Origin of the sequence: Gilliamella sp. B3023 (assembly GCF_026536845.1) — a bacterium.
In the GTDB taxonomy this organism is placed as follows: Bacteria; Pseudomonadota; Gammaproteobacteria; order Enterobacterales; family Orbaceae; genus Gilliamella; species Gilliamella apicola_E.
Map to the genome: position 1 here is coordinate 44,558 of NZ_JAFNNH010000012.1, position 20,943 is coordinate 65,500.

Here is a 20,943-nt window from a genome sequence, read left to right on the forward strand (position 1 = left end):
ACCGCTAACTATTCAAGGTATAACTCAAAACGCAGTATTCTTTCCAATCTCATGAGTTAAATTTGACTTATATCAAATAATTATCTTTTTATTTATATTAATAATTGAAATAGTTGATTAATTTAATAGGAATTAACATTCTTTTCAGGGCGGTGGTTTGCTTTACTTTTTAATGGAAACTGGCAGACTGATATCAATTAAGCATCCGTAATGCAAAGTTGAAGCTTATAATTTTAGTTATGGCGTCTGTTATAGCTAAGGATAGCAAAAACTGCATTTTTTAAACAAAAAAGAGGTTTTATATGTCGGACATGCAAATGAATGATATCGATCCAGTCGAAACAAAGGATTGGCTGGAAAGTTTAGATTCTATTATTCGAGAAGAAGGCGTCGAACGTGCTCAATATATTATTGAACAGATTGTCAATAAAGCTAGAGATGGTGGTGTCCCTTTATTATTTGGTTCTTCAACCAGTAACTATATAAACACAATCCCTGTCGAGGAACAACCTGCATATCCAGGTGATTGGGAAATTGAAAGACGAATCCGTTCAATTGTTCGTTGGAATGCAATTATGATGGTCTTACGGGCTTCTAAAAAAGATTTAGAGCTTGGTGGTCATATGGCATCATTCCAATCTGCTGCTACATTTTATGAAGTATGTTTTAACCATTTCTTCCGTGCTCGCAATGAAAAAGATGGTGGGGATTTAATCTATTTCCAAGGTCATATCTCACCGGGTATCTACTCACGCGCTTTTATTGAAGGTCGTTTAACTGAAGAACAGCTTGATAACTTTAGACAAGAAGTTCACGGTAAAGGTTTATCATCTTATCCTCATCCAAAATTAATGCCGGAATTTTGGCAATTCCCAACCGTATCAATGGGGTTAGGACCAATTAGTGCAATCTTCCAAGCTCGCTTTTTAAAATACTTAAACCATCGTGGTTTAAAAGATACCACTGAACAAACTGTTTACGCGTTCTTAGGTGATGGTGAAATGGATGAGCCAGAAGCAAAAGGTGCAATCACAGTTGCAACACGTGAAAAACTTGATAATTTAGTCTTTGTTATCAATTGTAACTTGCAACGTCTTGATGGTCCGGTAACCGGAAATGGCAAAATAGTGAACGAACTAGAAGGTGTGTTTGCTGGTGCTGGTTGGAATGTGATTAAAGTACTTTGGGGCGATCGTTGGGATAAATTATTGCAAAAAGATAAATCAGGAAAATTAATTCGTTTAATGAATGAAACTCTTGATGGCGATTATCAAACCTTCAAATCAAAAGACGGCGCTTATGTACGTGAACACTTCTTTGGAAAATATCCTGAAACGGCTGAATTAGTCAAAGATATGTCTGATGAAGAGATCTTCAGACTAAACCGAGGTGGTCAAGACCCCGAAAAAATGTTTGCTGCATTTGCAAGAGCAAAAGAGACAAAAGATCGCCCAACAGTTATTTTAGCCCACACCATTAAAGGTTATGGAATGGGTGAAGCCGCAGAAGCGAAAAACATTGCACACCAAGTCAAAAAAATGAATATGGATGGCGTTCGCCATGTTCGTGACTTCTTCAACATTCCGGTTACTGATGAAGCACTCGAAAAATTACCTTATATCAAATTCGAAGAACATAGCCCTGAATACAAATATATCCATGAACGACGTCAAGCATTACATGGTTATGTGCCTTCACGACTAACTAAATTCTCAGGAACGGTTTCTATCCCTCCTTTAAGCGAATTTGCGCCGTTACTTGAAGCACAATCTAAAGAAATATCAACCACTATCGCTTTTGTGCGTGCACTTAACATCATGCTAAAAGATAAAGACTTAGCACCGCGACTAGTACCAATTCTCGCTGATGAAGCGCGTACGTTTGGTATGGAAGGTCTCTTCCGCCAAATTGGTATATATAACCCACATGGTCAACAATATACCCCACAAGATAAAGAGCAAGTTGCTTACTATCGTGAAGATGAAAAAGGTCAAATTCTCCAAGAAGGTATTAACGAATGTGGCGCGACTGCATCATGGTTAGCGGCTGCTACTTCTTATAGTAATAACGATTTACCGATGATTCCTTTCTACATCTATTACTCAATGTTTGGCTTCCAACGCATTGGTGATTTAATGTGGGCGGCGGGTGACCAACAAGCTCGAGGCTTTATGATTGGAGGAACTTCTGGTCGCACAACATTAAACGGTGAAGGCTTACAACACCAAGATGGTCACAGCCATATTCAAGCATTAACCATCCCTAACTGCTTATCATACGATCCAGCCTACGCTTATGAGGTCGCGGTTATTATGCAAGATGGCTTACGTCGTATGTATGGTGAACAAGAAAATGTTTACTACTACATCACCACACTAAATGAAAACTATGCCCAACCTGCAATGCCTGAAGGTGCAGAAGAGGGGATTCGTCGTGGTATTTATAAGTTAGATACCGTTGAAGGCCAACAAGGCAAACCAACAGTTCAATTATTAGGTTCTGGATCAATGCTACGTCATGTTCGTGAAGCGGCTGATATCCTTGCTAAAAACTATGGCGTCAGTTCTGACATTTACAGTGTAACGTCATTCACCTTACTTGCTCGAGATGGTCAAGATTGCGAACGTTACAACATGTTACATCCAAGCGAAGAAGCAAAAGTGCCATATGTTGCTCAAATAATGAATAACAATCCTGCTGTTGTTTCCACTGATTACATGAAACTCTATGCAGAACAAATTCGAGGATTTGTACCAGCAGAAAGCTACCGAGTACTCGGTACAGATGGATTCGGTCGTAGTGATAGCCGAGAAAATTTACGTCATCATTTTGAAGTCGATGCATCTTATGTTGTGATTGCAGCACTAGGAGAACTAGCTAAACGTGGTGATATTCAGCCAAGTATTGTTGAAGACGCGATTAAAAAGTTCGAAATCAATGCTGACAAACTCAATCCACGTATTGCATAAGAGGTAAAAATAATGAGTATTGAAATAAAATTACCTGATATCGGAAGCGATGAAGTTGAAGTAACAGAAATCCTAGTTAAAGTCGGCGACAAAGTTGATGTAGATCAATCACTATTGACTGTGGAAGGCGATAAAGCATCGATGGAAATACCGGCACCACAGGCTGGTATTGTGAAGTCAATCATTGTCAAAGTTGGCGATAAAGTGACGACAGGTGTTAGTATTATGGAATTTGACGAAGAGGGCGCAAGCGCGTCAAAAACGCCTGCTCCAGAAGTTTCAGCTCCAGCTCCAGCTTCTGCGCCAGCACAAAATAGTAGCCAAGTCGTTGATGTTAATGTTCCAGACATTGGTGGCGATGAAGTAGAAGTGACTGAAATATTAGTTAAAGTTGGTGACTCAGTTGCAGTTGATGATTCACTCATCACCGTTGAAGGAGACAAAGCCTCGATGGAAGTACCTGCAACTATAGCTGGTACAGTAAAAAGCATCACTGTTAAAATTGGTGATAAAGTCAAAACTGGCTCCAAAATAATGGAGTTTGAAACGAATAGTGCACCCGTTAAAGCTGAACCTGCGCCAGCTTCAGCTTCAGCTTCAACTTCAACTTCAGCTTCAGCTCCAGCTCAAGCTCAAGCTCAAGCTCCTGCACCAGTTGCTGAGACAGCTAAACCTGCACCAACTGCAAATGAATTTGTAGAAAACGATGCTTACGCACATGCCACACCATCAGTTCGACGATTAGCAAGAGAATTTGGTATCAATCTTGCAAAAATCCAACCTACAGGCCCTAAACATCGTGTACTTCGTGAAGATATCCAAAACTATGTCAAAAATGCCGTAAAACAAGTCGAAAACGGTGGATCATCTGGTGCATTCCCTGGATTATTACCATGGCCAAAAGTCGATTTCAGTAAATTTGGTGAAATTGAATCTTTACCATTAACCAAAATTCAAAAAGTTTCTGGTGCAAATTTACATCGAAACTGGGTGATGATTCCTCATGTTACTGAATTTGATGAAACAGATATCACTGAACTAGAGGCATTTCGTAAGCAACAAAATGCTGAAGCAGAAAAGAAAAAACTCGATCTCAAAATTACACCGCTTGTGTTTATCATGAAGGCCGTAGCGAGTGCTTTAACTGCTTATCCGCGTTTTAATAGTTCATTGTCAGAAGATGCACAAACTCTTATCATTAAAAAATACATCAACATCGGTGTGGCAGTTGACACGCCAAATGGTTTAGTTGTTCCTGTATTTAAAGATGTAAATAAAAAAGGCATTATTGAACTTTCACGTGAACTTGCTGAAATCTCCAAAAAAGCGCGAGACGGTAAACTCACAGGTAGTGATATGCAAGGTGGATGTTTCACTATTTCAAGCCTTGGTGGCATCGGAACGACATCATTTACCCCGATTGTAAATGCGCCAGAAGTGGGCATACTTGGTGTATCTCGCTCAAGTATGAAACCAGTATGGAATGGTAAAGAATTTACACCACGCTTAATGTTACCTTTATCATTATCCTTCGATCACCGAGTGATTGATGGTGCAGATGGTGCACGCTTCTTAAGCCATATTGTTAATGTTTTATCCGACTTACGTCGACTAGTGATGTAAGGGGGGAAATCAGTTATGAGTCAAGATATCAAAACACAAGTTGTTGTATTAGGTGCTGGGCCAGCGGGTTATTCCGCTGCTTTCCGTGCCGCCGATCTTGGATTAGATGTGACATTAGTCGAACGCTACTCAACCTTGGGTGGTGTTTGCCTTAATGTTGGCTGTATTCCTTCTAAAGCATTATTGCATGTTGCTAAAGTGATGGATGAAGCAAAATCCCTCACCGAACATGGCATCCATTTTGGAACGCCAAAGTTAGAGCTCGACAAAGTTCGTGCTTGGAAAGAAAAGGTAATCAATCAGCTTACTAACGGGCTGGCAGGTATGGCCAAAATGCGTAAAGTTAATGTGATTCAAGGTGAAGCGCAATTCACCGGTAGTCACACAATGGATGTTACCTCTGCCAAAGGGATAACTAAAATTACCTTTGATAATGCTATTATTGCAGCAGGATCTCGACCAATAACCTTACCATTCATTCCACATGACGATCCTCGTATATGGGACTCAACCGATGCGTTAGCATTAACCACTATTCCTAAAAAATTACTGTTAATGGGTGGTGGTATTATTGGTCTGGAAATGGGTACCGTATATCACGCATTGGGTTCAGAAGTGGATGTGGTTGAAATGCTAGATCAGGTGATCCCAGCTGCGGATAAAGATGTGATAAAAGTCTTTACCAAACAAATTCAAAAGAAATTTACCTTACGCTTAGAAACTAAAGTAAATACGGTCGAAGCCAAACATGATGCAATCTATGTCACCATGGAAAAGAAAGATGGAACAATCGAAACTCACACTTACGACGCAGTACTAGTGGCGATAGGTCGAGCGCCAAATGGTAAACTTATCAATGCTGAAAAAGCTGGAGTAAATGTGACCGATCGTGGTTTTATTGAAGTCGATAAACAGATGAGAACTAACGTTCCACATATCTATGCGATCGGTGATATTGTGGGTCAACCAATGTTGGCTCATAAAGGGGTTCATGAAGGGCATGTTGCAGCTGAAGTGATAGCTGGTAAAAAACATTATTTCGATCCGAAAACCATACCATCCATTGCCTACACCGAACCAGAAGTTGCTTGGGTAGGATTAACTGAAAAAGAAGCGAAAACAAAAGGTATCGATTATGAGGTCGCCATATTCCCATGGGCAGCATCAGGACGAGCAATTGCGTCTGATTGTTCAGAAGGGATGACTAAACTAATCTTTAACAAAGCCGATAATCGCCTTCTTGGTGGTGCGGTAGTTGGAGCAAATGGTGGTGAACTTCTTGGAGAGATCACTCTTGCTGTAGAGATGGGCTGTGATGCAGAAGACATTGCACTAACCATCCACGCTCACCCAACCTTACATGAATCAATAGGACTCGCGTCCGAAGTGTATGAAGGCACGGTTACCGATCTACCTAATCCAAAAGCGTTAAAAAAATAATTAGTATTTTCCTAGTATTAATGAAATAAAACCATGCCGTTAGTTAACTAACGGCATTTTTATATGTGTTTAAAGAAATATCATTTTATAAAGAAGTGAGTACCAGAAAACTTTATAGTTAGGAAAATCCAATAGGAAATGATATATCAAAACGATATAATTTAATATTTGATATGGTTTTCAGATTATATTGTTGAAACTTTTATTATTTTTCTTAATTCTTTTAACTTATTAATTGTCATGATAAATAACAAAAAGAGGAATTTATAAAATTCCCCTAATTGTTTCATGGTAATCCTTTTTAGCTTTTCTAAACTAGGAATCTATTTGACTAGAATATACCAATCACTACACCTACCGATGTAATAGCTGTAATGATCAAAATGACTTTTGTCGCCGTCATCTGTTTTGCTGATACTAACCACCATGCCAATAGCACCATAGATAGAGGTAATATTTTCGGGAATATACTATCAAGTACACTTTGTAATGATTTCATGCTTTCGCCCATAGGTATTTCCAAGGAAGAATTAAGCACAATATTACCTGCAGCTAAACCACCTACGACCATTATACCAAGTACATTAAACGCATCAGTAATACGTTTGACGTTATCACCAATAATATTATCAATCGCATTAACTCCCAATTTATAGCCGTAATGGAAACTAAAATAGGAAATCAATGGGCCTAAAATACCATAAGATAAAATATAAAAAATAGGACCGATAGCATTACCACCCGCAGCCATTCCCATGGCTATTGATAACAATATTGGTACGATAATACCTTGAATGAGGGAATCACCAATTCCGGCTAAAGGCCCCATTAGCGTGGCTTTAATATTTACCGGTAATTCTTCTGGCACATTTTTACCTAAGGCGATCTCTTCTTCCATAGAGGCAACAATGCCGTTAATAATTTGGCCTGTTTGTGGTTCGGTATTATAAAACATAGAATGTCTGACTAATAAGCGGCGCTTCGCTTCAGGATCATTTTTATAATACTTTTCTGCAAAAGGAATATAGGAAAAAGCCCACGCATGTGCTTGTAATTTTTCATAACTCATTGATGATAAATGGGTAAAACCCCATCGATACCAAATTTGACGTAACTCTTGTTTTGTTAAACGTTGTTCATCCATTAATTTATCCATGTTATTCTCCTTTTTAAAACAGATCATCATCTTCAAAAACATCTGAATTTGATTGATTTGTTTCTTTAATTGTTGCTGCCGATTTACTGCTTGCAATAAAATATAAGTAAGCAACTAAAGCCGAGATGAAGACTAGGGCTATCATACTTAACTCTGCAAAAGCTAATAAAACAAAGCCAGCGAAGAAAAAGATTAACTGAACTTTCGATTTAATCACAATATTCATCAGCATTGCGATACCTAATGCTGGTAAAACACCACCCAATACTGAAATAATTTTAGTAATTATTTCTGGTACATTAGTTAATAACCATTCCACCAATCCAGAGCCATAATAAATAGCTAAAAAGACTGGAACGGCACGTAATAGAAAAGTGGTAATTTGTGGATAAAATAGGTGATTTAAAATAATACCACGAGTATTGTTTGTTTCGGCTGCGTGTTGAGCTTTACTATTCCAAAATGAATATAATGCCATTCGAGTATTATAAAATATCAACCCAAAAGTTTGGCCCAATAAAACAGAAAGCGTTACTGCTACGGCAGGCTCTTTGGTTGTGGCAAGAGCTAAACCAATACCGCCATAAGCTGCATAAGTGATTTCACTATTCGTTGCCCCTCCTGTTGATAAATTGGCAATAAAAACAGCTTGAACAGCTAAACCGCACAATACACCAGCTTGTATATCTCCAAAGGCTAAACCAACTAATAAACCCGCAACCAAGGGTCTTCCAACTATATAAAATCCACCTGACATACCAAAAAGCCATGGTGATTCAATCGCGCCTAAATAACAAAATATCCCTGTTAATAAAGCGGGAATAAAAAGCGTTGTTTCCATAATTTTTCCCTCTGAATATGAAACTTACAAAGTGTCGTATTTCTTTTTCATTACGTCCCAACTTTTAACTTCATCATCAGGTAGTAATTGAAATTCGATCTTAATTCCTTGGCTTTCAATATAATCAAACGCTTTGCAATCGTTTTCATCAATGGCAACTGTTCGTCCTAAAACTTTTGCTCCTGCTCTCGTATTCATACAACCGATATTTAATGTTGCAGGCAATTTAGCCCCAGCTTTTAACAATTTTTCAAATGTCTGTGGTGAATCACTAATTAAAAAAAAGTTTTTATTCGACTCAATCCCTTGTTTTATTTTTTCTACACCTTGTTCAACTGTATAAATCCCAATTTTTAGTGTTCCTGCTGCTGCTTTCAGAACACGTTTGCGTAATTCGTCAGCAGCTATATTGTCACCAACTACCAGGATGCCATCGACAGGTCTGAATTTTGTCCAGCGAGTCATTATTTGACCATGAATCACACGATCATCGACTCGAGTTAAAGTAATTGTCATAAATATTCACTCCTATCATTTAATTAAAAATCTAAGTCTTCATTTTCATTCTCAGTGATTGATGCCATTGATACTGAAGTTTGTCCCACTTCTAAAATTGAATCGATAGCTTCATGAATATTGAGTTCGTTAATTAGTGTTCCTGCTTGAATTAGCATAGGTAAATTTAATCCTGTTAATAAATGAATTTTATCTGGATGACCTAACATATAGCGAAAAGTTTCGTTATAAGGTGTGCCTCCTTTAATATCACTAAGTACAATCACAACTTCATTATTCATAATGTATTTATCTAAAACAGTTGTTAATCGTGATGAAAAATCACCGATCCCTTTATCATCAAGCTTGACAGCAATAAATTGAGATATATCACCAGCGATCATTTGGTAACTCGATAAGATGCCTTCGCATAATTCCCCGTGTGAAGTAACAACTACTTTCATTCTGATCTACCTCCTTAAAATATTTTTCAAATATATACTTACATATTTGTCATTCAAAAAAAATATATTATGATTTATTTTTCATTATTTGAGAGGTTTGTCACATTTCAACTAACATTTCTGTTGACAAAAAATAATTAATTTCTAGTATATGTAATTACATATATTATTGAGGAAAAAACATGAAAAACTACTCTTTACGTGAATTGAGTCAACTTATTGATCACACCAATTTAAAACCAGATGCAACGATTGCTATGATGGAAAAACTATGTAAGGAAGCCAGTGACTATCATTTTAAAATGGTTGCAATCAATCAAGTTCAATCAAAATTGTGTGCTCAATTATTAAAAGGCACAGAGGTAGATATTGGCGCTGCAATTGCATTTCCTTTAGGTCAAACAACGATTGAATCGAAATGCTTTGAAACAAAAAATGCAATAGATATTGGCGCGACCGAAATTGATTACGTCATCAATATTTCTGAATTAAAGGCTGGTAATTTAAAATATATTGAACGTGAAATGTCAGAAATTGTAGAAATTTGCCGTCAACATAATGTTATCTCAAAAGTAATTTTTGAAAATTGTTATTTAACCAACGAAGAAAAAATAGCACTTTGCAAGATTGCAGTTAAAGTAAAACCTGACTTTATTAAAACATCTACCGGATTTGGTCCTTCAGGTGCGACAATTGAAGATGTAACATTAATGAAGGCACAAGTAGGTGATTTTGTAAAAGTTAAAGCAGCTGGTGGTATTCGTAATGCTGAAACATTTATAAAAATGATTAAAGCAGGGGCTGAACGTATTGGAACAAGTGCAGGGATTGCAATTATTGAAGAGATCAAAAAAGATTTACAAACAAGAAATAAACAGACAATGGAAATTTAACAAATTAATTATATAAAATATTATCAGTAATATACCCACTTATTGAGTGGGTATATTTTTTCAAAATTAGTTCGAATGATTTAATTCAAAAACAAATGAGTTAATATCGCCACGATATTTAGATATTGAATATTCAACTGGTGTTCGATCATAGCTATAACCAATCGAATGGAAATAAAAAATAGGATCACCTTCTTCAATATCTAATAAATCGCTGGTTGTTTCATCCGCTTTCAATACATCTAACTTTCGACGTATTTGAAGAATTGGAAAACTCATTTTTTCTAAAACTGAATATAGTTTTTCTTGTTTAAAGTCATTATCTAAAAAGTTAGGTAATAATTTTACAGGTAAATAAGTCGTTACTAGCACGATTGGTTTGTTTTCTGCATAACGCAGTCGTACTAATTTGTATATAGCATCAAATTCATTGATACCTAAATGGTTTGCAATATCATTGGTTGCTTTATCCAATTTAAACGTTAATACTTTGGTTGTTGGATGAAGTCCCTTACGATTCATTTCTGAATCATAACTTTCAATAATATGGGTAAATTCTTGATTGATTTTTTGCTGTTTAACAATTGTTCCCCGACGTTTACGGCGTTCAAGGTATCCATCATTAACCAAAAATTGAATAGCTTGACGAACAGTAGGGCGACTGACTTGATAAATAGCCGTTAATTCAGACTCTTTAGGGATCAATTGCCCTTCAGCATATATCCCTGATTGAATTTTTTTTAATAAATCTTGCTGAATAAACAAATGACGTGGAATTTTATTATTAGAATCCATGATGCTTATTTTTGATTATTATATTAAGACATATTAATATAATACAATTGTCATGTAAAACAATCATATTTAACCTATTAATAGTTAACTATTTTTTTAATCATCAACCATTAAACAAATACTTTAGCTAAATATCCCGTACCTTCATAATAATAAGAACCTGTTTGATAAGCGATAAAAGCTGATTCCCCTTTTTGCAATATTAGTGATTCTGATTTTGTGGTAAATGTGACTTTACCATCTAAACACAACACAATCTGCGCACTTTTAACTTGTTCAAAATGCTTACTTTCATCACTCTTTATAATTTCAAATTTAAAGTCATCAACGGGTACAGGAAAATAAAACTTATTCTCCCTCACAACAGGTTTAGTTAACAATTGGTTTAATGGTGTGCTTTCAAAATCAGTATTATTAAGTAATTCGCTACTATCGATATATTTATGTGTTAGGCCTGCTCTTAATACATTGTCTGAATTAGCCATAATTTCAAGCCCACAGCCAAACAAATAAGAATGTGGAGTCTGCGCACATAAGAACATAGCTTCCCCTGGCTTAAGCTCAATGATATTTAAAAGCAGAGGCATAAATAAACCAATATCATTAGGGTAATCGTTTGCCAACATTTTAATGGTGCAAAACGGCTCCTCATTAAAAGAATCGATATTAATTAAAAGTTTTTTAATCAAAGATGTTTTACTTGGATAGGATAGTGTCAATAAGTATGCAAAAAAATGCTTTAAAGAATGACGATTATTTTTTAAGAGTGATATTGGCGAAATTAAATCGGGAATGGCTACTTTTTCAAAAAGGGAAATAATTTCGTCAATAGCACGAAACGAACGCATGGCTTTAAAGGGTGTTAATGCATAAATAAGTTCTGGCTTATGATTTGGATCTTTATAATTCCGATTGGGGGCATCTAATGGTATACCTAATTGGTTTTCTTTGGCAAAGCCCAGTTTTGCATTTTTAAGAGTTGGGTGAACTTGGATTGATAACGCTTTTTGGGCTGAAAGAATTTTAAATAAAAAGGGAAGTGTTCCAAAATAGTTAAAGGTCTTATTACCTAACATTTCTTGAGGATTATCTTGGATTAACTTATCAAGCCTGATTTTTCCAAGTTTAGCATCAATAACTAAAGAACAACCAAGTGGGTGAGTCCCCATCCAGACTTCTGCCATCGGTTCTGAAGTTGGGTTTGGAATACCAAATAAATTGGTTATGCCATCTATACTGCCCCAATCATAATGTTTAATTGTATTTTCCAGTTTCCATATCGTCTGGCTCATATTGACACCCCTAAATACGTTTTTAGATATAAGTTAACTATACTCTCCACGTAACAACTTGCAATAAAAAAGCCAGTTTTAAAAAGCATTAAACTGGCTTAACCGAGAATTTACTGCAACTAATTAAATTTACTTCAACTAATTAAAAGAAGTATTTAAATCTTACACGAGCACCATAACGATCATCGGTGTTATCGCCATGAGATTTACTTCTATCAAGTAATGACCAATAAGCACCTAAATAGATATTAAAATTATCCATATCTAACACATCATCAATTAGATATGAGGCATTAACAGTATGAATTTTATATTTACCTTTGCTATTTATATGGCCATCTTTAACACGATTATATGGATTAAATTTTTTGATATCATTGTTCGCAAATAAGTAACCTAAGCCGATTTTTTCCCAAACAATATTTGTGCCAATGGTCATATCTTTTTCATCTTTAGCATTCATATAAGCAAAGCTGGCATTAAATCTGAATCCTGCTGCATCCCAATCGCCTTGATTGTTCCATGAAAAAGTCGCGCCATAACCAGTTCTTTGTGATTGATCGCGGAATTTACCGTTATCATCATGATAACCGTAAGCATTTTTTACCACATTTGTTTCGGCAGCAATTGCGGTTGAAATGCTTTCATTTTTCCAAGATAAAACGGGACGTAAATAGACCACGTTTTTCTTCTTATCAATTTCATAACCATGATAAGCCGATTTATTAAACATTTTCTCGCCATTATTGACCAATGCATTTAACTCAAAATTGACATTATCAAATAGCGGTGTATTTAACTGAATACCGCCACCATTATTACTACGTCCACGACCCTCTTTCAACATATAGATATAGCCAAAGCCGTCTTCATATAAATCATTGGCAGTATTACCTGAATATTCAATAAAGGTATCTTGTCCAAGCGGGAACATATCATAAGCTTCATAACGACCAATTTTAATATTCCACTCGTTTTTCTGACCAAAATAAAATGCTGCATCATCCAGATTCACATCACCACCTAAATCTGCTAAGGGTTGCACCACGAATCCAGCAAAGTTTTTGTTGTTAATTTCACGATAGCCATCTAAACCAATCAATATACGACCATTGATATCCCAACGATCTTTGTCAGAAGGTTTATTTTTTTTATCAGCAGTCTCCCTCAAAGAACTAAGTTGCTGTTTGCTACTAGCGGCATCCACATTAAATTCGACGTCTCCATATAACTTTAACTGTCCTTGCGGAGTATCCCATTGAATAGCCGCATTTGCCATTGAACTTAACCCAATCAGACTACACATAAACATCTTCTTCATAAAATTAACTCCTTGAATAGTTATAATATTTAACAACAGTTTTATGTATGCGATAACAAAATTTAAAGCAAAATGGTGGTTCAATTTTAATAAAAGCGTTATTGATTCGTGATGACATCGTTTACAAATGATGTTATATGGAGTTAAGTAAATTTAAAATGACCAAAATTGAAATCTGTGACACGTGTAACATTTTTTATTCAATCTAATAATCATATCCTCACCAATACAGTGCAATTAACAATATTGTTTAGCTTAGCCATAAGTAAGTAGAAACTGTATTTTAAAGGCAATTAAGTATATAATGCCGGGCAAATTCAATTAATCATTATCAAATATATAGAGTTATGAAACCTTCAATTATCAGTAAATTGGAAACGCTACAAGAGCGTTATGAAGAGGTTCAAGCATTACTATCTGATGCAACGGTTATTGCCGATCAAAACCGATTTCGAACCCTTTCAAAAGAATATGCACAATTAACCGATGTGGTTAAGTGCTTTGCTAATTGGCAGCAAACTCAAGAAGATATCGAAACTGCCAAGATGATGCTATCTGATCCTGAAATGAGTGAAATGGCTCAAGAAGAGTTAAATGAAGCCATGGCTCAAGTTGAACAGCAAGAAAAACAATTACAAGTGCTCCTGTTACCGAAAGATCCGAATGATGACTACAACTGTTTTGTTGAAGTTAGAGCAGGCACAGGCGGTGATGAAGCTGCAATCTTTGCTGGTGATTTAGCCAGAATGTACACAAGATACGCCGAATCTCGCAACTGGCGTGTTGAAATCATGAGTGCAAATGATGGTGAATATGGCGGTTATAAAGAAGTGATCATGTTAGTCAGTGGTGATGGTGTTTATGGCCACTTAAAATTTGAATCAGGTGGACATCGTGTTCAACGCGTACCTGAAACTGAGTCACAAGGTCGTATTCACACATCTGCTTGTACTGTTGCTGTTTTACCTGAGATTCCTGAAGCAGAAATGCCAGAAATCAATCCAGCGGATTTAAAAATTGACACCTACCGTTCATCCGGTGCAGGTGGTCAGCATGTTAATACCACTGATTCAGCAATCCGTATTACCCATATTCCAACTGGGATTGTGGTTGAATGTCAGGATGAACGTTCACAACATAAAAACAAAGCGAAAGCGATGTCAGTATTAGTTGCACGTATTCAAGATGCCGAAGCGCGCAAACGTCAACAAGAAGAAGCATCAACCAGACGTAACTTATTAGGTTCGGGTGATCGTTCAGACCGTATCCGAACATATAACTATCCTCAAGGACGGGTTACTGACCACCGTATAAATCTTACCATTTATCGCTTAGATGAAGTGATGGAAGGTAAATTAGATATGCTAATTGAACCAATAGTACAAGAGTACCAAGCAGATCAGCTTGCAGCGTTATCGGAACAGGATGAATGACCTATTTAGAATGGCTTAAATTTGCGTCGCAAACCTTAACTGAAAGCGAAAGCCCAAAACGTGATGCAGAAATTTTATTGAGTTTTGTAACTCATAGAACACGCACCTTTTTAATGGCTTTTAGTGAAACATCATTAACTGACGATGAAGTCATTGCGTTAGATGCTTATTTAAAAAGACGTCAAGAAGGTGAGCCGATTGCCTATATTACGGGCGAAAAAGAATTTTGGTCATTAAAATTTAATGTCTCCAACTCGACATTAATCCCACGCCCCGATACTGAAAAGCTTGTTGAACTTGGTTTAGAATATTTGCCAAAGGCACCTTGTGAAGTCTTGGATTTGGGGACTGGAACCGGAGCGATAGCAATCGCCATGGCAACTGAACGTCCTGATTGCTTATTTACCGCAATCGAAAAAAACAAAGATGCGTTAATATTAGCTCAAAAAAATGCCAAGCAAATCGATGTTAATAATGTTTACTTTTTACTGGGTGATTGGTATAAACCAATAAAAAATCGTAAATTTTCTATGATTACCAGTAATCCCCCTTATATTGATCCAACCGATGTTCATCTATCGCAAGGCGACGTACGTTATGAGCCTCGCAGTGCATTAGTTTCTGAAGATGATGGACTTGCCGATATTAAAGTCATTGTACAAGGCGCAACTAAACATTTAAATCAATATGGTTGGCTGCTAATCGAGCATGGTTGGAAACAGGGCTTAGCGGTGCAAACTATTTTTAAACAACACGGATTTCAATTAGTCGAAACCTTCACCGATTACAGTGGCAATGACAGAGTCACACTTGGTCGTTGGTTTAAACCTTAACTAGGAATGAGTTTATGATTAAACAAAAAAAAGTAAAAGTAGGTAATATCACGGTAGCTAATGATTTACCGTTTGTATTATTTGGTGGTATGAATGTGCTTGAATCACGCGATTTAGCCATGAAAATTTGTGAACATTATGTCACAGTAACCGATAAACTGAATATTCCTTATATTTTCAAAGCCTCTTTTGACAAAGCTAATCGCTCATCAGTTCACTCTTATCGAGGACCTGGGTTAGAAGAGGGGATGAAAATCTTTCAAGAATTAAAACAACAATTTGGTATAAAAATTATCACTGACGTTCATACCGAAGAGCAGTGTCAGCCCGTTGCCGATGTCGTTGACGTTATTCAATTACCCGCTTTTTTGGCAAGACAAACAGACCTAGTTGTTGCAATGGCGAAAACTGGTGCGGTAATCAATGTCAAAAAACCACAATTTGTTAGCCCAGGACAAATGGGCAATATTGTCGAAAAATTTGAAGAAGCGGGTAATGACCAAGTTATCCTTTGTGATCGTGGTAGCTGCTTTGGTTATGACAACCTTGTTGTTGATATGCTTGGCTTTAACGTAATGAAAAAAGTTAGCAAGGGTTCGCCAGTGATTTTTGATGTAACTCATGCGCTACAATGTCGTGACCCAATGGGAGCAGCGTCAGGTGGTCGTCGTGGTCAAGTTACTGAATTAGCTCGTTCAGGGATGGCGGTAGGTATTGCCGGATTATTCTTAGAATCACATCCTGATCCAAGTCATGCAAAATGTGATGGTCCATCAGCATTACCGTTAGCAAAACTTGAACCATTCTTAAAACAGATGAAAGCCATTGATGAATTAGTAAAAAGTTTTGAAGAGCTAGATACTGAAAACTAATTGCGCTATCAATTCCTAAGAGAAATGTTATACATTTCTCTTTTTTTTACCTATTACTCACCCCATTAAACTTATTCATTTCATGACTAATTCTGCCCATAATTTCATGACTTAAAAACCATCAAAAAAATAGAGCTTGATTAATTTATCACGTAAAAAAAGAGCCGAAAATCCCACAAAAATAAGCCGAATTTTCATCATTTTGGTGATTTAGATCACGAATTTAGATTAATTAATTTGCGAACTAAAATATGTTTATGCATTATAAAAATGCATATTTTTCCAATCTCCACCTAAATATGTTTCGTAGTTTAGAAAGCAATTCAAAGTAATAAACAATTCAGTTTGGCTTATAACATCCGATTAAGGAAATTTAACGGTCAGTTATATAATTATGGGAATGAAATTATGAGTCTGGATAATGCACTTGATTTACCCTATCGTTTTAATCTTTTTACTAAACTTTTTTTATCGATAACCATTTTAAGTAGCATATGCCCCGCACAAGCTCAATATGCTAGTGAATTTATTGATGATGCATCATTAACCGGTAACGTATTTTTTTGGAATCGTGATCGAGAAAGAAAAAATATTGAAGAACATAAATATGAAAAAAACCTCAGGCACTCATCATTCAACACAAATTTAGATTTTAGATCAGGCTATATTGCTGATCACCTTGGTATTGAACTGGGCGGATATGGTGCATGGGAAGTCAGTAACGGTGGCAATGGTCATCCTAATGAAATTGGTTTTAGTGGCGCACGCACCCGCTGGGGTGAGGATTGGAAAAAAGATGTCAGTGGTGTGAGCTTTTATAAAGCACAGGTCAATTTTAAGCAAGATGAATTATTTTGGCTAAAAGCCGGTTTTATTCAGCCATCTGGTCAAACACTATTAGCCCCTCACTGGAGTTTATTACCGGGTACTTATCGAGGTTTTGAATTAGGCACAACGCTCGATTTTGATCAAGCTGGTGCCTTATCGATGTCTTATATGTGGACAGATAAATATAAAGCGCCATGGTACAAACGCCTTTATGAATTTAAACAATGGGGAAAAGGGAAGAAGATTGATTATCTACACTCAGCCGGTTTGAAATATGACTTTAAAAATGATTTAGTGTTAGAAACCGCCTTTGGTCAAGCCAAAAATTATATGAATCAATATTTTGGTAAAGCATCTTATAAAACAGATATGCTTGATAATCCGTTAACCATGAGTTATCAATTTTATGGTGCCAAAGACCAGTCTCATAAAGGGGATAAGGTCTATGACGGCTTAGCATGGTTACAAGCAGCAACATTAGCTTACCAAGTTGGACCAGTTGGTTTACGCCTTGAAGGGGTAGCAATTAAGGCTGAAGGTAAACAAGGCTTCTTTTTACAACGTATGACGCCAGATTATGCTTCATCTAATGGACGACTAGATGTTTGGTGGAACTCACGATCGGACTTTAATGCTAATGGTGAAAAAGCCCTATTTGCTGAAGTGACTTACGATTTGGGGAATCTATCAACGTATCTAACCGGCTGGAGAACGGGGGCATCTTATGCTTTTGGTTGGGATGCAAAACCAAATTCAATAGCAAAAAATCAAAAGAATCGCTTAGTTGAATCAGCTTACAATTTTGATTTAGGCTACACTATTCAAGACACTTGGGCTAAGGACACCTCTTTCCAATTACATTACACCAAATATAATAACCATGAAAATCATATCAACAGTTGGGGTGGTGGATATGGCAACATTTTCCAAGATGAACGAGATATCAAGTTTATTGTCACAATACCTTTCACTGTGTTTCAAGCAAAGCAAAAATAGGGAAATATTATGAAAAAATCTAAAATATTGTTTACTTCAATCGTTTCTCTGCTAAGTTTTGGAGTAGCTTCTTCGGCTTACGCCTCTCAGAAAATTGTTGATGAAATAAGTTCAAAGCTTAGTGTCAAATATACTATTGTTGATAATCAAGCTGGTGAACATGGTGTTGATTGTGCAATTTTAGGTGCTGATTGGGCATCTTGTTTCAAAGCTACAATCTCGTTAAACAATGATGGCGAAGCTATCAACGACAAAGATTGGGCAATCTATTTTAGTAGTATCAGAATGATATTGGCGGTTGACAATGATCAATTCAAAATCACTCATCTTACCGGTGATCTTCATAAAATAGAGCCAACTGAAAAATTTACCGGATTTCCGGCTAAAGCCAGCATAGATATACCTATTATTGGTGAGTATTGGCAGTTAAGCGAATCGGATGTTATTCCTCGCTGGTATGTAACATCCACCGACGCCACACCAAAAGTGATCAGTAATACGGAATTGGATGATTTTGTTTCCCTAACTGGTGAACAGTGGAAGCGCACGCCCGATGATCATAATATTTTGATGACGACGGTTAATCGATTTGAACGTAATGCCGATATTAAGCCACTTGATAAAAAGGCCATGCGCGGGCAAATTATTCCAACGCCGGTGAAACTTACCCTTGCTGAAAAAGATATACAGCTTGGTAAAAATGGCATTCATCTTCAATTAAAAGGATTTAATGACGCCAGCTTAGCCGTACTCAATCAACAATTTAACAATTTAAATATCCCATTAACGGATAAAGGTTATAAGATTGTAGCAAATATTGATGTGACCAAATTTAAAAATGGCGTATCAGGTGCTTATCAACTGAATATTGGCGATAAGCAAGCGACTATAACTGCCTTTGATGAACGCGGAATTTTTTATGGTGTAGAATCGATCTTATCGTTGATTCCCGTTAACGAAAACCCAACCATTGCTATGCTAAAAGTCGAAGATTACCCACGCTTTGACTATCGGGGCATTATGTTAGACACCGGACGTAACTTTAAAACAAAGCAAGCGGTGTTAAGATTACTCGATCAAATGGCGAGCTATAAATTAAACAAATTCCATTTTCACCTTAGTGATGATGAAGGGTGGCGAATTGAGATCCCAGGTCTTCCGGAATTGACCGAGGTCGGTAGCAAGCGTTGTCATGATCTGAGTGAAAACAAATGCCTATTACCGCAATTAGGATCAGGGCCTGATAGTGATAATTTAGGTAGTGGCTATTTTAGTCGTGATGATTACATTGAAATTGTCAAATATGCTAAAGATCGCTTTATTGAGGTGATCCCTGAAATTGATATGCCAGCACATGCCAGAGCGGCAATTGTGTCTATGGAAGCACGTTATCAACGCCTAATGCAAGAAGGTAAACAAGCAGAAGCTAATGAGTTTCGTTTAGTTGATCCAAGTGATGATTCAAATACCACAACGGTACAATTTTACGATCGAAAAAGTTACCTAAATCCTTGCTTAGATTCATCTAAACGCTTTGTCGATAAAGTGATCACTGAAATTGCCAAAATGCATAACCAAGCAGGACAACCACTGACTGTTTGGCACTTTGGCGGTGATGAAGCCAAAAATATTCGACTTGGTCCGGGATATCAAGATATCCACGCAAAAGAGGCGGGTAAAGGCTTAATCGATCAAAGCATTGAAGATCTACCGTGGGCAAAATCCCAAGCCTGCCAAACATTGGTTAAACAAGGCACCATCAAAGATATAAAACATCTACCGAGTTATTTTGCTATTGAAGCCAGTAAAATAGTTAAAAATCATGGCATCAATCACATGCAAGCATGGCAAGACGGCGTAAAATATGCCGAAAGTGCCAAAGACTTTGCTGTCGATAAAGTCACTGTTAACTTTTGGGACACACTTTACTGGGGTGGTTTTGACTCAGCGAGTGAATGGACCAACAAAGGTTATCAAATAGTGATATCGAATCCTGATTATGTTTATCTTGATTTTCCTTACGAAGTTAATACGTTAGAACCCGGTTATTATTGGGCTACTCGTTTTAATGATGAACGTAAAATATTTAGCTTCGCGCCGAATAACTTACCCCAAAATGCTGAAACATCCGTTGATCGTGATGGAAACCCATTCAATGCTAAAGGCACGTTAGATTGGTCTGGCAGTTACGGCTTATCAGCACAACTATGGAGCGAAATTGTTCGTACTGATAATCAGATGGAATATATGATATATCCAAGGTTAATAGCTGTCGCAGAACGAGCATGGCATCAAGCTGATTGGGAAATAGCTTACCAAAAAGATCGTGAATTTTCGAAAGGAACGACGCATTATGTCGATCAAAACCAATTACTTAAAGATTGGACATTATTTGCTAATTTAGTGGGACAACGCGAATTATCCAAACTTGATTTAGCCAAAATTGTTTATCGCTTACCAACACCGGGGGCGAAAATTGAAAATGGTAAACTCATTGCTAATATCGTCTATCCGGGATTAGCCATTGAATATTCAACTAATCAAGGCGAAAGTTGGCAGCGTTATAAAGGACCCGTTGCCATTAACAATGTTGAACATGTATTGGTTCGTAGTGTCTCTCCAAATCAGAAAAGAACCAGTAGGGCTGTAGGCTTAAAAATGTAAAATATAATTCTTATCCGCTATTTTAGCG

Annotated in this window: 16 protein-coding genes; 9 read left to right on the forward strand and 7 right to left on the reverse strand. The window is 36.8% G+C overall.

The annotated features are described in order from the left end of the window. Nucleotides 1-302: 302 nt before the first annotated feature. Genes aceE through lpdA form a run of 3 tightly spaced genes read left to right on the forward strand, consistent with a single transcriptional unit; the run spans nucleotide 303 to nucleotide 6,032 of the window. Nucleotides 303-2,969: a pyruvate dehydrogenase (acetyl-transferring), homodimeric type gene (aceE, locus tag J3U16_RS08350; RefSeq protein ID WP_220224888.1), complete on the forward strand. Its 2,667-nt coding sequence runs from the start codon at nucleotides 303-305 to the stop codon at nucleotides 2,967-2,969. 12 nt (nucleotides 2,970-2,981) lie between these two features. Beyond that, nucleotides 2,982-4,592 (forward strand): pyruvate dehydrogenase complex dihydrolipoyllysine-residue acetyltransferase, encoded by a 1,611-nt coding sequence (gene aceF / locus J3U16_RS08355; RefSeq protein WP_416380750.1) that lies wholly within the window; start codon nucleotides 2,982-2,984, stop codon nucleotides 4,590-4,592. 15 nt (nucleotides 4,593-4,607) lie between these two features. Beyond that, a complete protein-coding gene (gene lpdA / locus J3U16_RS08360) occupies nucleotides 4,608-6,032 on the forward strand; it encodes a dihydrolipoyl dehydrogenase (RefSeq protein ID WP_267342862.1) in 1,425 nt (474 codons plus the stop codon). A gap of 331 nt (nucleotides 6,033-6,363) precedes the next feature. On the opposite strand, the gene J3U16_RS08365 is transcribed toward lpdA, so the two are convergent. The 4 genes from J3U16_RS08365 to J3U16_RS08380 are packed head-to-tail and all read right to left on the reverse strand — an operon-like array spanning nucleotide 6,364 to nucleotide 8,988. After that, nucleotides 6,364-7,188, reverse strand: coding sequence for a PTS system mannose/fructose/sorbose family transporter subunit IID (locus tag J3U16_RS08365; RefSeq protein WP_267331292.1), 825 nt, complete (start codon nucleotides 7,186-7,188; stop codon nucleotides 6,364-6,366). Nucleotides 7,189-7,201: 13 nt separating this feature from the next. Next, nucleotides 7,202-8,029 carry a PTS mannose/fructose/sorbose/N-acetylgalactosamine transporter subunit IIC gene (locus tag J3U16_RS08370; protein WP_267337538.1) on the reverse strand — a complete coding sequence of 276 codons (828 nt, stop codon included), beginning with the start codon at nucleotides 8,027-8,029 and terminating at the stop codon, nucleotides 7,202-7,204. A 24-nt stretch (nucleotides 8,030-8,053) separates the two neighbouring features. Beyond that, complete coding sequence (locus J3U16_RS08375) at nucleotides 8,054-8,545, reverse strand: PTS system mannose/fructose/N-acetylgalactosamine-transporter subunit IIB (RefSeq protein WP_267331294.1); 492 nt, start codon at nucleotides 8,543-8,545, stop codon at nucleotides 8,054-8,056. Between the two features lie 23 nt (nucleotides 8,546-8,568). Continuing rightward, nucleotides 8,569-8,988 (reverse strand): PTS sugar transporter subunit IIA, encoded by a 420-nt coding sequence (locus J3U16_RS08380; RefSeq protein ID WP_267331295.1) that lies wholly within the window; start codon nucleotides 8,986-8,988, stop codon nucleotides 8,569-8,571. Between the two features lie 182 nt (nucleotides 8,989-9,170). Between J3U16_RS08380 and deoC the strand changes: the two genes are divergently transcribed. Continuing rightward, nucleotides 9,171-9,881 (forward strand): deoxyribose-phosphate aldolase, encoded by a 711-nt coding sequence (gene deoC, locus J3U16_RS08385; protein WP_267342864.1) that lies wholly within the window; start codon nucleotides 9,171-9,173, stop codon nucleotides 9,879-9,881. A 66-nt stretch (nucleotides 9,882-9,947) separates the two neighbouring features. Here the strand turns inward: deoC and J3U16_RS08390 are convergent, their stop codons facing one another. From J3U16_RS08390 to J3U16_RS08400, 3 genes are all read right to left on the reverse strand, one after another. Then, nucleotides 9,948-10,676 (reverse strand): GntR family transcriptional regulator, encoded by a 729-nt coding sequence (locus J3U16_RS08390; protein ID WP_267331297.1) that lies wholly within the window; start codon nucleotides 10,674-10,676, stop codon nucleotides 9,948-9,950. A 110-nt stretch (nucleotides 10,677-10,786) separates the two neighbouring features. Next, nucleotides 10,787-11,968, reverse strand: coding sequence for a mannose-6-phosphate isomerase, class I (manA, locus tag J3U16_RS08395; protein WP_267342865.1), 1,182 nt, complete (start codon nucleotides 11,966-11,968; stop codon nucleotides 10,787-10,789). A 142-nt stretch (nucleotides 11,969-12,110) separates the two neighbouring features. Further along, nucleotides 12,111-13,289: a carbohydrate porin gene (locus tag J3U16_RS08400; RefSeq protein WP_065561919.1), complete on the reverse strand. Its 1,179-nt coding sequence runs from the start codon at nucleotides 13,287-13,289 to the stop codon at nucleotides 12,111-12,113. A 347-nt stretch (nucleotides 13,290-13,636) separates the two neighbouring features. Here J3U16_RS08400 and prfA point away from each other — a divergent pair, with 347 nt between their 5' ends. From prfA to J3U16_RS08425, 5 genes are all read left to right on the forward strand, one after another. Further along, nucleotides 13,637-14,722, forward strand: a complete 1,086-nt coding sequence (prfA, locus tag J3U16_RS08405) for a peptide chain release factor 1 (protein ID WP_065561918.1) — start codon at nucleotides 13,637-13,639, stop codon at nucleotides 14,720-14,722. Next, a complete protein-coding gene (gene prmC / locus J3U16_RS08410) occupies nucleotides 14,719-15,555 on the forward strand; it encodes a peptide chain release factor N(5)-glutamine methyltransferase (protein ID WP_267337542.1) in 837 nt (278 codons plus the stop codon). The genes prfA and prmC overlap by 4 nt, the downstream gene beginning before the upstream one ends. Nucleotides 15,556-15,572: 17 nt before the next feature. Continuing rightward, nucleotides 15,573-16,427, forward strand: a complete 855-nt coding sequence (gene kdsA, locus J3U16_RS08415) for a 3-deoxy-8-phosphooctulonate synthase (protein ID WP_065561962.1) — start codon at nucleotides 15,573-15,575, stop codon at nucleotides 16,425-16,427. A gap of 408 nt (nucleotides 16,428-16,835) precedes the next feature. Continuing rightward, entirely contained in the window at nucleotides 16,836-18,251 is a 1,416-nt protein-coding gene (locus J3U16_RS08420; protein ID WP_267342867.1) for an OprD family outer membrane porin, read from the forward strand. Nucleotides 18,252-18,260: 9 nt separating this feature from the next. Continuing rightward, a complete protein-coding gene (locus J3U16_RS08425; RefSeq protein WP_267342868.1) occupies nucleotides 18,261-20,915 on the forward strand; it encodes a beta-N-acetylhexosaminidase in 2,655 nt (884 codons plus the stop codon). The last annotated feature ends 28 nt before the right edge of the window (nucleotides 20,916-20,943 follow it).

Bases quoted from the DNA above. Each gene is read 5' to 3' on its own strand.
- manA (WP_267342865.1), bottom strand. From the start codon at position 11,968: ATGAGCCAGACGATATGGAAACTGGAAAATACAATTAAACATTATGAT.
- deoC (WP_267342864.1), top strand. From the start codon at position 9,171: ATGAAAAACTACTCTTTACGTGAATTGAGTCAACTTATTGATCACACC.
- aceF (WP_416380750.1), top strand. From the start codon at position 2,982: ATGAGTATTGAAATAAAATTACCTGATATCGGAAGCGATGAAGTTGAA.
- lpdA (WP_267342862.1), top strand. From the start codon at position 4,608: ATGAGTCAAGATATCAAAACACAAGTTGTTGTATTAGGTGCTGGGCCA.
- J3U16_RS08380 (WP_267331295.1), bottom strand. From the start codon at position 8,988: ATGAAAGTAGTTGTTACTTCACACGGGGAATTATGCGAAGGCATCTTA.
- aceE (WP_220224888.1), top strand. From the start codon at position 303: ATGTCGGACATGCAAATGAATGATATCGATCCAGTCGAAACAAAGGAT.
- J3U16_RS08400 (WP_065561919.1), bottom strand. From the start codon at position 13,289: ATGAAGAAGATGTTTATGTGTAGTCTGATTGGGTTAAGTTCAATGGCA.
- J3U16_RS08420 (WP_267342867.1), top strand. From the start codon at position 16,836: ATGAGTCTGGATAATGCACTTGATTTACCCTATCGTTTTAATCTTTTT.
- J3U16_RS08390 (WP_267331297.1), bottom strand. From the start codon at position 10,676: ATGGATTCTAATAATAAAATTCCACGTCATTTGTTTATTCAGCAAGAT.
- J3U16_RS08370 (WP_267337538.1), bottom strand. From the start codon at position 8,029: ATGGAAACAACGCTTTTTATTCCCGCTTTATTAACAGGGATATTTTGT.
- J3U16_RS08375 (WP_267331294.1), bottom strand. From the start codon at position 8,545: ATGACAATTACTTTAACTCGAGTCGATGATCGTGTGATTCATGGTCAA.
- J3U16_RS08425 (WP_267342868.1), top strand. From the start codon at position 18,261: ATGAAAAAATCTAAAATATTGTTTACTTCAATCGTTTCTCTGCTAAGT.
- prmC (WP_267337542.1), top strand. From the start codon at position 14,719: ATGACCTATTTAGAATGGCTTAAATTTGCGTCGCAAACCTTAACTGAA.
- J3U16_RS08365 (WP_267331292.1), bottom strand. From the start codon at position 7,188: ATGGATAAATTAATGGATGAACAACGTTTAACAAAACAAGAGTTACGT.
- prfA (WP_065561918.1), top strand. From the start codon at position 13,637: ATGAAACCTTCAATTATCAGTAAATTGGAAACGCTACAAGAGCGTTAT.